Raw genomic sequence first — 13,158 nt, forward strand, 5'->3', positions numbered from 1 at the left:
TTCAGGCAGGCACGATACGCCCGTCGGACACCGAAACCATGTCAGCCCGGCCGTCCAGCTCGGCAAACAACGCCGGATCGGCGCCGGTCATCCAGACCTGCCCCTGCAGGGCGGCCAGGGCATCGAACAGGCCCGCCCGCCGCCGCGGATCGAGATGCGCCGCGACCTCATCGAGCAGGATGACGGGAGCGATGCCGCACATGGCCTGAACCAGGCCCGCATGGGCCAGGACGAGGCCGATGAGCAGCGCCTTCTGCTCACCTGTCGAAGCGGTCGCGGCCGCCACGTCCTTCGGTCCGTGGCGGACCACGAGATCGGTGGCCTGCGGGCCGACCAGGGTGCGCCCGGCGGCACGGTCGCGGTGGCGGCCCTGGCGCAGGGCGGCGCGGAACCGGTCCTCCGCCTCCAGGGCCGGCCAGACGGCCACGAGATCGTCTAGGTCGCCTTCCAGCCTCAGCCCCGCCCATGGAAAGGGCTGCGCGTCGTCGCGGGTCTCGGCGATGAGACGATCCAGCCGCTCGGCGGTCTCGCGCCGCGCCAACGCCACAGCGACGCCGAGTTCGGCGACTTCGCGCTCGACCGCATCGAGCCATTGCCCGTCGCTGGGCCGTTCTTCGAGCAGGCGGTTGCGGGATCGAAGTGCCCGCTCCAGCGCGTTCACCCTGGCGCCGTGCGTCGCGTCGACGGCAAGGACCAGACGGTCGAGGAAGCGGCGGCGGTCGCCGGCGGGGCCGCGAAACAACCCGTCGAGATCCGGCGTCAGCCAGACCACCCTCAAGAACTCGGAGAAGGCAACGGGGGAACCTACCGTCTCGCCGTCGATCCGGCACAGACGCGTGGCCCGGCCGTCGCCCACGGCGGGCTCGAAGCCCGTGCCGATGCGATGTTCCTCCTCGCCCTGTTTGAGCGCGAGGGAGACCGCGAACCCGCCGGAGCCGGCATTGCGCGCCATGCTCGACAGGTCCGCGCGCCGCAGGCCACGGCCGGGGGAGAAGAGCGAAATCGATTCGAGGAGGTTGGTCTTCCCCGCCCCGTTCTCTCCGACGAGCGCGACGAAGCGGCTCCCGACGGCGAGGTCGAGATCGGCATGGTTGCGGAAGTCGCGGCAGATGACACGGGTGAGGCGCAGACCGACGACGGACGGTTCGTCGGTGGATGGATCCACGATGCCCGAACTTTCTAGGGTAATCGGCGAAACGACCTCGATCACACCCGCATCGGCATCAGCACATACAGCGCCGAGGCGCCCTCGCGGTCCTGGATCAGGGTCGGCGAGCCGGGATCGGCGAGCTTGAACAGAGCTGTGTCGCCCTCGAGCTGGCTCGTGATGTCGAGGAGGTAGCGAGCGTTGAAGCCGATATCGAGGGCGGAGGCCTCGTAATCGACGTCGAGCTCTTCCGTGGCGCTGCCGGAATCCGGGTTGTTGACGGAAAGGGCGAGGCGGCCCTCCTGCACGGCGAGCTTCACCGCGCGGCCGCGCTCGGACGAGATCGTCGAGACACGGTCGACCGCACGGGCGAACTCGTCGCGCTGCACCGTGAGAAACTTGTCATTCCCCGACGGGATCACCCGCTGGTAGTCGGGGAAGGTGCCGTCGATGAGCTTGGAGATCAGCGTCACGCCGCTGGCGAAGCGGAAGCGGATCTTGGCCGGCGACAGGTCGATCTCGACGGTCTCGCCGCCATCCTCCACCAGCTTCTGAATCTCCGCCACGGCCTTACGCGGCACGATGATGCCCGGCATGCCACGGCTGCCGTCGGGAGCGTCGATCTCGACGCGGGCGAGGCGATGGCCATCGGTGGCGACCGCACGCATCTTGAGGGCGCCGTCGACATCGATCGTGTGGAGGTAGATCCCGTTGAGGTAGTACCGCGTCTCTTCCGTGGAGATGGCGAACTGGGTCTTCTCGATCAGACGCTTGAGGTCGCTCGCGCCGATGGCGAAGCTGGTGCCGAGTTCGCCGGCGGCGAGATCGGGGAAGTCACCTTCGGGCAGGGCACCGAGGGAGAAGCGCGAGCGGCCGGAACGGATCGTCATCTGCCCGGTCTCGCCGCTGGTCTCCAGCGAGACCTGCGCCCCGTCGGGGAGCTTGCGTACGATGTCGTAGATCACATGGGCGGGCACCGTGGTGGCGCCCGGATCGACGATGTCGGCCGGCACGGATTCCGTCACCTCGATGTCGAGATCGGTCGCCTTCAACTCCAATCCGTCGGTTCCGCTGCGCAGGAGCACATTGGAGAGGATCGGAATCGTATTGCGCCGCTCAACCACACGATGCACGTGGCCGAGCGATCGAAGGAGGGCCGCGCGCTCGACAGTGACTTTCATCGCAACAACTCGTGGTCAGTCGGAAAAACGTCGCCGACCCCGAAAACGATGACGGATGGAGCCGGCGGCTTGGCCGGTGAACTTGGCGAAGGCCCTGTCCGAACGCAAGAGCGCGAAACGCTCTATCCAGGGCAATGCGGAAGAGACGTCCTCCAGGGCAACCGCTCCGAGCGCTTGCCCCGGCTTTCTTCGACGCCCTCGGTCGGCAATGCCGGTGACCGCGAACCGGAGCTTTCGCTCGAGCTCGAGGCGAAGCTGCTCATGCGGCTTCGCCTCGTCCAGGCTTTCAGTCCTGCAGCATCCGCTTGAGGAGCTCGACCTCGTCGTTCAGCACATTGTCCTCGCCGATCAGCTTATCGATCTTGCGGACCGCGTGGAGCACGGTGGTGTGGTCGCGCCCTCCAAAGCGGCGGCCGATCTCGGGCAGCGACCGCAGGGTCAGCACCTTGGAGAGGTACATCGCGATCTGGCGCGGCTTGACCACGGCGGCGGTCCGCCGCTCCGACAGGATGTCCGAACGCGAGACGTTGTAGCGCGAGGCGACCAGTTTCTGAATGTCCTCGATCTTGATGCGCTTCGGCTCGCGGTTCTTCACGAGGTCCCGGATCGCCGTCTCCGCCGTCTCCATGGTCACGGCGGTGCCGGTGAGCGTGGCATGGGCGAGAAGCCGGTTCACGGCGCCTTCGAGATCGCGGCCATTGGCGGTGATCGCACGGGCGACATAGGTGGCGACGGTGGGCGACACCTCGAAATTCGGATGCGCCACCCGCACAGCGGCCAGCCGTGCGGACAGGATCGACATGCGCAGCTGCTCGTCCAGCGTGCCGATCTCGACCACGAGGCCGCCAGCCAGGCGCGACCGCACCCGCTCTTCCAGGGCTTCGAGTTCGGTGGGCGGACGATCCGAGGCGACGACGACCTGACGGCCCGCATCGATGAGCGAGTTGATCGTGTGCCCGAACTCAGCCTGAATCGACTTGCCCTGAATGAACTGGACGTCATCGAGGATCAGCAGATCGATGGCGCGCAGTTTCTCCTTGAAGGCGAGCGCACTCTGGGTCTTCAGCGCGTTGACGAAGCCGTACATGAAGCGGTCGGCGGTGAGGTAGATCACCCGGCGGCCGGATTCGCGCGCGGCGTGGCCGATTCCGTGGAGAAGGTGGGTCTTACCCAGGCCGACGCCGGCATGGAAATAGAGCGGATTGTAGAGGGCACCCTGGCCGTCATGACGGGCCACGCGCTCGGCTGCGGCGTGTGCCAGGGCATTGGATCGCCCGACGACGAAGCTCGCGAAGGTGAGGCGATTGTCGAGGGGCGCGCCGTTGAGGTCACCGGAGGCTTCGCCGCGCGCCTGAGAGGAGGATTCCGCCTCGGCCGGGAAGCTCATCTCGCCGGATGAGGGCTGCGCGCTGCTGGCGGCCTGGAGACGGGCGAGGGGACTCGCGGGAGCCGAGGACTTGACCGCACCCGAAACGACGCGTGGGGGAGCACCGGCCCCGCGAACGCCCACCTCGATGAGCGAGACGCTCTCGACTTCGCTGCGGAACGTGGCCAGGACACGGTCGAGATAATGGGATTCGATCCAGCTCTTGAGGAACCGAGTCGGCACGCTGAGGCGGGCGGTCCCGGAGACCACCTCCACCAATTCGAGACGCGCGAACCAGCTGGCAAAGACGTCTTCGCCCAGTTCCGCCCGCAGGCGCCGCTTCACGCGCGCCCAGGCAGCAACCGTGTCCGATCCCCCTGCGCCACTCATGCCGGTCTCGGCGTTACCCGCCACGCTACCGTCGACATGCATCATCGCTCTCCTCGCGCCGAGGGCGGAAGCCGCCGCCCGGAACGTACGCACACTGGACTGACTTCACGCCCCGCAAGGAATTCGCGGAACCCATAGAGATCCGGCGGAGTCAACACCTCCACCGCAGGCTTTTGCCGATGAGAAGACCCTATCAACAATAAGCTACGGTTCTCCTAACAACGGGGGTTGCGGGGAAAGCAGCGTGAGGTGCCCTGAGAGTCTCGCTGATCCGCACCGAGTCCTGAGCCGCCCGAAACCTTGCGGACGATTCGGATAGGTTTGAATTAAGTGTGAATTTTCCCGCTTTTGGCGAGACATCATTAATCTACACAGCCCTCCTAGACTCCGCAACACGGCAGATTCGCAAGTAGGGTTAACGGTTCGACTCGGATTGGAGCGACCAACAGCCCACCGGACAGTCCGGGATGGCAATGACCCGCGACGAAACATCCGGCGGGCTCGCACGACGGAAGCATTGGGACAGAGGCGGGAAAACACGGCCTGAAACGAAAGAAGCCCGGCACTGAGGCCGGGCTTCTTTCGCGTCATCCAAGGAAGGAAGGGATCAGGCTGCGAGAGCCTTGACCCGCGCCGCGAGGCGCGAAACCTTCCGGGAGGCGTTGTTCTTATGAACGATGCCGTGCTGAGCGGCCCGCATGATCTCGGGCTCGGCTGCCCGCAGGGCGGTCAGCGCAACGGACTGGTCGCCGCCGGAAATCGCCTCTTCGACCTTGCGGAGGAAGGTACGCATACGGCTGCGGCGCGAGCGGTTCACAGCGGTCCGCTTCGCGATCTTGCGGGTCATTTTCTTGGCCGACACGGTGTTGGCCATGGGGCATCCTCGTTCATGTAGGGCGATGCCGACGAGCCCGCGGGCTTGGTGTGTCGGTCTACGCGCGAAGGTTGTTCGGGCAATGGCGAAGCCGACGGGCTGCGTGAGTGCGGCCTGTCGGCGAAGCGCGCTCTATAGACACGCCCCGGCATTCCGTCAACGCGACAGGCGCGAATGTCCGTACCGCCGATGCTGCCGAACCCTCGCTCGGGCCATCGACATTCCGCACTGAATGACGCCGGTCGAACAAAACAATCGGCTGACAGCAAGTATTGTATCGGACTACGAACAGGTTATCCGCAGCCTCGACAGTCGAACGGGGCGCCCCGACACAGCCCTCTCGTTCCCGACACGATCATCCGGCGACTGTCTTTTTTCGCTCGACGATGAGACGACGTTTGACCGGGACCGGGCTTCGGAGAAAGTGGCCTTCCACGATTCGCACGCGAAACGGAATAGATGACCTCCGACATCACGCTCTATCATTCACCCAACACGCGCTCGTCTGGCGTCCGAATTCTGCTGGACGAGCTCGCGGTGCCCTATCGCCTGCACGTCCTCAATATGCGGGCGGGGGAGCATCGCCAGGCCGCCTATCTGGCGATCAATCCCCTGGGGAAAGTCCCCGCCATCCGGCACGGGGATGCGGTCATCACCGAGCAGGCCGCGATCTATCTCTATCTCGCCGACGAGTTCGCCCAGAAGGGCCTCGCGCCGCCGGTCGGGGACCCGCTGCGCGGTCCCTATCTTCGTTGGATGATCCTTTACGGGTCGTGCTTCGAGCCGGCGGTGATCGACCGCGCGCTCGAAAGAGAACCGGGCCCGATGGCGATGTCGCCCTATGGCAGCTTCGACGCGGTTCTCGACAGCATCGTCGCGGGCCTGTCGAAGGGGCCGTATCTTCTGGGCGAGCGATTCAGCGCCGCCGACATCCTTTGGGGTGCCGCACTCGGCTGGATGACCGCGTTCAAACTCGTCCCGGAAGAACCCGTGATCGTCGCCTACGTGGCCCGGATCAAGGATCGCCCCTCCTTCCGCAAGATCACGGCCGACGAATTCGCCCTCGCGGCCAAGCAGCAAGAAGCGGACTGATCACTGTTCGCGACCCACCATGCACATCGGTTTCATGAGAAGGAGCCACAGACATGCGGATGATCTTCGTCAATCTGCCGGTGAAGGATCTCGAAGCCTCGAAGACGTTCTTCGACGCCCTGGGCTTCACGTTCAATCCGGCGTTCACCGATGAGAGTGCGGCCTGCATGGTGGTGTCGGACAGCATTTTCGTGATGCTGCTGACGGAAGCGCGCTTCCGTGACTTCATCACCGGCGACATCTGCGATGCATCGAAGGCCACCGAAGTGCTGACTTGTCTCTCCTGCGAATCACGTCAGGAGGTCGACGATACCCTGGCCAAGGCGCTGGCGGCCGGGGCCAAGCCTTGGAAGCCGAACATGGATTACGGCTTCATGTATGGCTGCTCGTTCCAGGATCCGGATGGCCACGTCTGGGAGCTGATGCATATGGATCCGGCAGCCATTCCGCCGCAATCCTGAGACGTGCATCCGGCCGCCGGGCTCAGCCCGGCGGTATCGCCGTGCCGGTCGAGCGCGTCATCATCGTCGAAGGAAGCGAAGAGGGGGCGAAGGCCGCCACCAGATGCATGCCGACGACGGGTGCGAAGACCAGGGTCATCATCACGAGAAGGATCAACGCCACGCTGTTGTCGCGGGAGGGCGAAGCAGCGCGCGAGCGGGCACGGCGGAAAGCAAGGGTCTGGAAGGTCATGGGCTCACCTCGTTCGACCGGCCGTCAGGGCCGATCGCGGGTGAACCCGATCAAGCGATCAGGCGCTCAACACGCTGTCGGCCGAAGTCGGCGCGGTCCATCGACTACTGTCGCTGGGCATTGGGTTCGAAAGTTCCTGTGATCCACCGAGCCGAGCATATGCCGGGCAACGGCGGTTGCGCCCACATGATGCGGTGCGAAGGGTTCGTCAAGCCTTAACGTGGCATCCGCGGGATTGATCCGCATCACGATGCAAGCCGCGCGGCGAAGCGCTCCACCAGTCGTCGCCCGACCTCGTCCTTGTCGAGGGTCGGCCATGTCTCCAGACCCCCATCCCGGTCGAGCAGATGGATGGTGTTGGCGGTGCCGCCCATGACACCGCCCTCGGCGGAGACATCGTTGGCGACGAGCAGATCGCAGCCCTTGCGGGCGATCTTCGCCCGGGCATGAGCGATCACCGAATCTGTTTCGGCGGCAAAGCCGACCACCAGCGTCGGGCGTCCTTCACTGCGCTGGGCGATGGTGGCGAGAATGTCCGGATTCTCCACAAGCGAGAGGGGAGGCACGGCCGCCCCGTCCTTCTTGATCTTGGACGCGTGATCCTGTGCCGGGCGCCAGTCCCCCACTGCAGCGGCGAAGATGGCGAGGTCGGCGGGGAGGGCGGCCTCCACCGCCGCCAGCATCTCCCGCGCGGTCTCCACACGCACCATCGTGACGCCCTTCGGATCGGCGATGGAAACGGGACCGGAGATCAGCGTGACCTCCGCGCCCGCTTCTGCGGCAGCGGCGGCGATGGCATGGCCCTGTCGCCCCGACGAGCGGTTGGCGAGGTAGCGCACGGGGTCGATCGGTTCATGCGTCGGACCGGACGTCACGAGGACGCGCCGGCCCGCGAGAGGCTTCTGCGGCGAACGACCGGCCAGAAATCCGAATCCCCCGGTCGCCGCCGAGGATGCCTTCGAGATTTCACCGAGCATGGCCTCGACCGCGTCGGCGATCTCCAAGGGCTCCGCGAGGCGGCCCGGACCGAACTCCGCTTCCGCCATGGCGCCGTCATTGGGTCCGACCACCCGGACACCGTCGCCCTTCAGGGTCGCGAGATTCCGACGCGTCGCCGGATGCTGCCACATGCGGACATTCATCGCCGGAGCGATCAGGATCGGGAGGGTCGTCGCCAGGAGAACCGTGGAGGCGAGATCCGAGGCGTCGCCGCTCGTCATCCGTGCCATCAGGTTAGCGGTGGCGGGCGCGACCACAATGGCATCCGCATCGCGTGCCAGCTTGATATGGCCGATATCGGCCTCCTCCGCCCGGTCGAACAGGTCGGTATGGGCACGCTCCCCGGCGAGGGCGGCAGCGGCGAGGGGGGTCACGAATTCCTGTGCCCCCGACGTGAGCAGCGGACGCACCCGCGCCCCGCGCTCGCGGAGGCGGCGGATCAGGTCCAGCGACTTATAGGCGGCAATACCGCCACCGATGACGAGCAGGATGCGTCGGTTCTGGAGGGGGAGGGTCATGATGGAGGGCTACTCCCGCGCTTCGTGATCGTCCACAGCGAACGGATATGGCACTGCGACTACAACAGCGGTGTCCGCGCCACCCCGTTCACCCGGCCCTTACCGGAACGCCATCACCAGCGCGCCTACCGCGATGGCCCAGAGCGCCGCCGTGGACCAGAGCGCCCGGCGACGCTCCTTGCGGGCGATGCTCTCCAGAGCCTTGCGGTCGCCGGTTCCGCTCTCGTCGAGACGCACGAGAATCCGGCGCAGGCGCTGGGCGAGATCGGGCAGGTCGGTGACGACGTCGGACAATGTCAGGGCCGCACGTCCCGCACCCTCGATTCGCCCGAGGGGGCCGAGATTGCGTGCGATCCACGAGCGGACCACCGGCTCCGCCCCGGTCCACATGTCGAGCTGCGGGTCGAGGGACCGGGCGACGCCCTCCACCACCACCATGGTCTTCTGCAGCATCACCAGTTCGGTGCGCGTGCTCATGTCGAACAGGGCAGTGATGTCGAAGAGAAGGGTCAGCACCTTGGCCATCGAGATCTCGTCGGCCCGTCGCTGGTGGATCGGCTCGCCGATGGCGCGGATGGCCTGGGCGAAATCCTCCACCGAATGGTGGGCCGGCACGTAGCCCGCCTCGAAATGCACCTGCGCCACGCGCTTGTAGTCGCGCAGGATGAAGCCGAGCAGGATCTCGGCGAGGAAGCGCCGCTCCATGATCCCGAGCCGGCCCATGATGCCGAAATCGACCGCCACAAGCGTGCCGCTCGCATCCACGAACAGGTTTCCGGGATGCATGTCGGCGTGGAAGAAGCCGTCGCGAATCGCCTGCCGTAGAAAGGACTGGATGACCGCAAGGCCGAGCGCCTTGGGGTCGTGGCCGGCGGCGACGATGGCGGCGCGATCATTGAGCCGGATGCCCTCGATCCACTCGCTCGACAGGACGTCCCGCGCGGTCAGCTCCCATTCGGGCTTCGGCACGCGGAAATCGGCATCGTCCTTGGTGTTCTGCGCCAGCTCGGACATGGCCGCGGCTTCGAGCCGGAAATCCATCTCCATCATCACGGAGCGGGCCAGGATCTCGACCACGTCGCGCGGGCGCAGGCGCTCGGCCTTCGGCGACAGGGCATGGACCACGCGGGCCATGAACCGCATCACCTGAAGATCGCGCTGGAACCGCTCCCGCACGCCCGGCCGCATGATCTTCACAGCCAGCACCCGCTCGACGCCGTTCGCGTCGAGGATATGGGCCTTGTGGACCTGGGCGATGGACGCGGCGGCCACGGGCTCGCTGAAGGACAGGAACAGTTCGCGGACCGGCTTGCCGAAGGCGGCCTCGACCACGCGGATCGCCTGCTCCTGTGGGAAAGGCGGAACCCGGTCCTGCAGCTTCTCGAGATCGAGGGCTGCATTCATGCCGACGATGTCGGGCCGCGTCGCCAGGAACTGGCCGAACTTGACGTAGGAGGGGCCGAGCCGTGTCAGAGCGCGCTGCAACGGACCCGCCCCTGCACCGAGGCCCGGCCGTTCCAGCATCCGCCCGAGCTTCAGGGCGAGGCGAAGATGCGGCGGCAGCTCGGTGGGGTCGATGAACGACAGCCCGCCTTCGCGCGCCAGCACAAAGCCGACCCCGGCACCACGGATGAGATAGACGATGGCGCCTAGCATGGGATGCTTTCGACGTGCGTGATCACGGCAGGACCAGCACTCGGCCCACCACTGAACCTCATCCTGAGGTGCCGACGCTCGGCGGCGGCCTCGAAGGAGGTTTCCAGAGGCCGCCCTGCGATCTGGAGGCCTCCTTCGAGGCCGCTATCGCGGCACCTCAGGATGAGGGAGCTGTGTAAGACCAGATCGGGCAGATCGATCCGTTCTGGTTTCACGAGATCTTCCAGCCGGAATGGATCGCCACGATCCCGCCGGACAGGGGCCGGTGGGTGACGTGCTTGAACCCGGCTTCCTCGATCATGCCGGCAAATCGACCAGGGGTCGGGAATTTGCGGATGGATTCCACGAGATACCGGTAGGAATCCGCGTCGCCGGCCACGCTGGCGCCCAAGCGAGGAATTACGTGGAACGAATAGGCGTCGTAGATCCGGTCGAGGACCGGCAGGTCTACCTTGGAGAATTCGAGGCACAAGAAGCGCCCGCCGGGCTTCAGGACGCGGCGCGCCTCGGCCAGGGCAAGGTCGATCCGGGGCACGTTCCGAATGCCGAACGCGATGGTGTAGGCGTCGAACGCCTCGTTCGGCAGGGGAAGCGACTCGGCATTCGCGGTGACGAAATCGATCCGCCCGTCATAGCGGTGGCCGGCCCGCTCGGCGCCGACCCGCAGCATCGATTCGTTGATGTCGAGCACTGTGACATGGGTCTCGGGACCCCCCGCCTCCAGGCAGCGGAAAGCGATGTCGGCGGTGCCGCCGGCCACATCGAGATGGTGGAAAGGCCGGTTGCGTGGTGGCCGCAGCATCGAGATGAGATGCGACTTCCAGGCGCGGTGGAGCCCGCCCGACATCAAGTCGTTCATCAGGTCGTAGCGTTTCGCCACGGAGCGGAACACGTCGTCGACACGCCCCTGCTTCTCGTCGAGCGCAACCTGCTCGAACCCGAAATGCGTGCTGGTCTCGTCCTTCGAACGCTCGGCCGAACTCATGTCACCATCCTCTTGCGCGAGCGTCATAGCGAAAGCCGGCAAGGATCGCCATGTGCCGGGTTAGACAGGTGCATGACGATCGGTGGCGGATGCCGACCCTCGCCGTGTCGGCGCCGTCCCCCGATCCAGAGCCTCGCCCCCTCCATGCCAGAACTGCCCGAAGTCGAAACCGTCCGTCGCGGGCTTTCCCCCGCCATGGTGGGTGCACGATTCTCCCGCGTGACCCTGCGCCGGCCGAACCTGCGGTTTCCCTTCCCCGAGCGCTTCGCCCAGCGGCTCGAAGGCGCCACGGTGACCGATCTGGCGCGACGGGCGAAATACCTCACCGCCGGTCTCGACACGGGAGAGACGCTGATCCTGCATCTCGGCATGAGCGGGCGCTTCGACGTGGCCTTGCCGGACGGGAGAAACGTCTCGCCGGGAGATTTCTATCTCGAAGGGGCACTCGGCAACGCCAAGCACGACCATGTGGTGATGGCGATGTCGAACGGCGCCACCGTCACCTATAACGACGCGCGCCGCTTCGGCTTCATGGATCTCGTGCCGACCCTGGACCTCGCCGGCTGTAAGCATTTCGCCGCGATGGGGATCGAGCCGCTGAGCGAGGCCATGAGCCCGGAGAGCCTGGCGCTCCTCTTCCGCAACAAGATTACGCCGCTGAAGGCCGCTCTCCTCGATCAGCGGCTGATTGCCGGTCTCGGCAACATCTATGTCTGCGAAGCGCTTCACCGCGCCGGGCTGCATCCCGAATTGCCGGCGGGAATCCTGGCGAAAGACGATGGGCGCCCGACGACGAAAGCGCGGTTGCTCGCACGGATGATCCGCGACGTGCTCACCGAGGCCGTCGCCGCCGGCGGGTCCACCCTGCGCGACTATGCCCATACCGATGGCGGGTCGGGCTCGTTCCAGCATGCGTTCCGGGTCTACGACCGCACCGGCGAACCCTGCACGGCGAAAGGCTGCGGCGGCACCATAGCGCGGATCGTGCAATCGGGACGCTCGACGTTCTATTGTGCGACCTGCCAGCCTGCGAAGCCCGGCAAACCTGCTGTTCGCCGGGCCTGACTCGGTATTACCAGCCGCGACGCTCCTCGGGATCCGGCTTCCGTCCTTGCGGGGTCAGTCCGTCGATGACGCCCGGTAGCGCCTGGGCAAGCTGTGACAGCAGATCGTCGCGGGAGAGGCCGGTGCGGCTCTGCAGCGTGTTCACCGTGTCCGAACCGAGGGCGTCCGCGAGCCGGTTCGGCTCGACGGGCTGGTTCTGTCCATGCCCAATCCAGGAACCGATGGCGTCGCCGAGACCGCCCCGCTGGAGCCGGTCGATCAACCCGTCGAACCCACCGAGATCGTCGCCCTGCTCCTGGTCGAGGCGGCTGTAAGGCCCCGCGCCGGAGGAATGACCCTGATCGCGAGAGCCCTGGTAGCCCTGGCCGCCGCCGGGTCCGTCGAGCATCCCCGACAGGTCGCTGAAATCGCCTTCCGGCGACGATCCGCGTGATCCGCCGCCATAGCCGCCACGGTCTCGGCCCTCATTGTAAGGGTCCTGGTTGAAGCCGCCCTGGTCGCCGTCGTCATAGGGCTCGGGCGGCCCGCGCCGGCCCTGCTCCATTTCCGGCTGGCCTCCCCGACCGCCGCCGAGGATGTCGCTCAACCCGCCGCCGCCCTTCTGCAGGAGCAGCATCAGCAAAGCCTGCACGATGGGTGACAGGGAGCCTCCGAGCGCTCCGCCACCGGAACCGCCGCCTTGCTGGTGATCGCTGCCCCGGCCACCGCCGAGGACGTTGCCGAGCACACCGCCGATGACCTGATCGAGTAATCCCATGGTCGTTCCTCCTGAGCAGCGAGCCTTGACGGCGAATTCTATTCCCGGCGTCCGCCGGTCCCGGCGCGGTCGCGCGCGGGCAGATGATCGAGCGGGTTGGTCCGAGACGACTTGCCGTCATCCTCGGTCACAGCCGTCGTGGGGCGGATGGCGCTCGGCGGCTTCACGTCGCCGATGGGCTTCGAACCGGATGTCTCGCCGGATCGGGTTTCCGACGGCACGTCGGCGGCCGTCGGTTGGTCGCGGCGATCGGAGATTGCCTGGGCAGGCGCGGTCTGCACCAGGAAGATGCCGGCAGCGAGGAGCAGGCTCGCCCGGATGAGAGGTTCCTTGCGCATGGGATTGCTCCGTCGGTTCGAGGCACGGGGGCGCCCGGGTTCGGGCGCCGTCACATGCTTCTCCAAGCCCGAGCCTAGGCCGGGGGTTCCGACGCCG

13 protein-coding genes are annotated in these 13,158 nt (G+C 66.4%); 3 read left to right on the forward strand and 10 right to left on the reverse strand.

The features are described from left to right. Position 1 precedes the first annotated feature (1 nt). From recF to rpsT, 4 genes are all read right to left on the reverse strand, one after another. The gene (recF, locus tag RQI43_RS08565) at positions 2 to 1,165 is read right to left on the reverse strand and encodes a DNA replication/repair protein RecF (protein ID WP_311274882.1); all 1,164 of its coding nucleotides are present in this window, start codon (positions 1,163 to 1,165) and stop codon (positions 2 to 4) included. A gap of 41 nt (positions 1,166 to 1,206) precedes the next feature. Then, a complete protein-coding gene (gene dnaN, locus RQI43_RS08570; RefSeq protein ID WP_311274883.1) occupies positions 1,207 to 2,328 on the reverse strand; it encodes a DNA polymerase III subunit beta in 1,122 nt (373 codons plus the stop codon). Positions 2,329 to 2,614: 286 nt separating this feature from the next. Beyond that, complete coding sequence (dnaA, locus tag RQI43_RS08575) at positions 2,615 to 4,126, reverse strand: chromosomal replication initiator protein DnaA (protein ID WP_207412677.1); 1,512 nt, start codon at positions 4,124 to 4,126, stop codon at positions 2,615 to 2,617. Between the two features lie 565 nt (positions 4,127 to 4,691). After that, on the reverse strand, positions 4,692 to 4,958 hold the full coding sequence (rpsT, locus tag RQI43_RS08580; RefSeq protein ID WP_018042629.1) for a 30S ribosomal protein S20: 267 nt from the start codon (positions 4,956 to 4,958) through the stop codon (positions 4,692 to 4,694). Between the two features lie 459 nt (positions 4,959 to 5,417). On the opposite strand from rpsT, the gene RQI43_RS08585 reads away from it, so the two are divergent. Then, on the forward strand, positions 5,418 to 6,050 hold the full coding sequence (locus tag RQI43_RS08585; protein WP_311274884.1) for a glutathione S-transferase family protein: 633 nt from the start codon (positions 5,418 to 5,420) through the stop codon (positions 6,048 to 6,050). Between the two features lie 53 nt (positions 6,051 to 6,103). Further along, positions 6,104 to 6,511: a VOC family protein gene (locus RQI43_RS08590; RefSeq protein WP_056424778.1), complete on the forward strand. Its 408-nt coding sequence runs from the start codon at positions 6,104 to 6,106 to the stop codon at positions 6,509 to 6,511. A gap of 22 nt (positions 6,512 to 6,533) precedes the next feature. Here RQI43_RS08590 and RQI43_RS08595 read toward each other — a convergent pair whose 3' ends face one another. From RQI43_RS08595 to ubiE, 4 genes are all read right to left on the reverse strand, one after another. Then, positions 6,534 to 6,743 (reverse strand): hypothetical protein, encoded by a 210-nt coding sequence (locus tag RQI43_RS08595; RefSeq protein ID WP_311274885.1) that lies wholly within the window; start codon positions 6,741 to 6,743, stop codon positions 6,534 to 6,536. Between the two features lie 245 nt (positions 6,744 to 6,988). After that, positions 6,989 to 8,260, reverse strand: coding sequence for a phosphopantothenoylcysteine decarboxylase (locus RQI43_RS08600; RefSeq protein WP_311274886.1), 1,272 nt, complete (start codon positions 8,258 to 8,260; stop codon positions 6,989 to 6,991). Between the two features lie 99 nt (positions 8,261 to 8,359). Beyond that, positions 8,360 to 9,916 (reverse strand): 2-polyprenylphenol 6-hydroxylase, encoded by a 1,557-nt coding sequence (ubiB, locus tag RQI43_RS08605; protein ID WP_056424785.1) that lies wholly within the window; start codon positions 9,914 to 9,916, stop codon positions 8,360 to 8,362. Positions 9,917 to 10,127: 211 nt separating this feature from the next. Continuing rightward, a complete protein-coding gene (gene ubiE / locus RQI43_RS08610; protein ID WP_056258230.1) occupies positions 10,128 to 10,901 on the reverse strand; it encodes a bifunctional demethylmenaquinone methyltransferase/2-methoxy-6-polyprenyl-1,4-benzoquinol methylase UbiE in 774 nt (257 codons plus the stop codon). 144 nt (positions 10,902 to 11,045) lie between these two features. Here ubiE and mutM point away from each other — a divergent pair, with 144 nt between their 5' ends. After that, positions 11,046 to 11,966, forward strand: a complete 921-nt coding sequence (gene mutM / locus RQI43_RS08615) for a bifunctional DNA-formamidopyrimidine glycosylase/DNA-(apurinic or apyrimidinic site) lyase (protein WP_207412635.1) — start codon at positions 11,046 to 11,048, stop codon at positions 11,964 to 11,966. Positions 11,967 to 11,973: 7 nt separating this feature from the next. Here the strand turns inward: mutM and RQI43_RS08620 are convergent, their stop codons facing one another. Together RQI43_RS08620 and RQI43_RS08625 are read right to left on the reverse strand one after the other, a co-directional pair. Beyond that, positions 11,974 to 12,723 carry a YidB family protein gene (locus tag RQI43_RS08620; protein ID WP_311274887.1) on the reverse strand — a complete coding sequence of 250 codons (750 nt, stop codon included), beginning with the start codon at positions 12,721 to 12,723 and terminating at the stop codon, positions 11,974 to 11,976. A gap of 38 nt (positions 12,724 to 12,761) precedes the next feature. Beyond that, positions 12,762 to 13,061 (reverse strand): hypothetical protein, encoded by a 300-nt coding sequence (locus tag RQI43_RS08625; protein WP_056424796.1) that lies wholly within the window; start codon positions 13,059 to 13,061, stop codon positions 12,762 to 12,764. Positions 13,062 to 13,158 lie beyond the last annotated feature (97 nt).

The organism is Methylobacterium sp. WCS2018Hpa-22, from assembly GCF_031843785.1.
Lineage (GTDB): Bacteria > Pseudomonadota > Alphaproteobacteria > Rhizobiales > Beijerinckiaceae > Methylobacterium.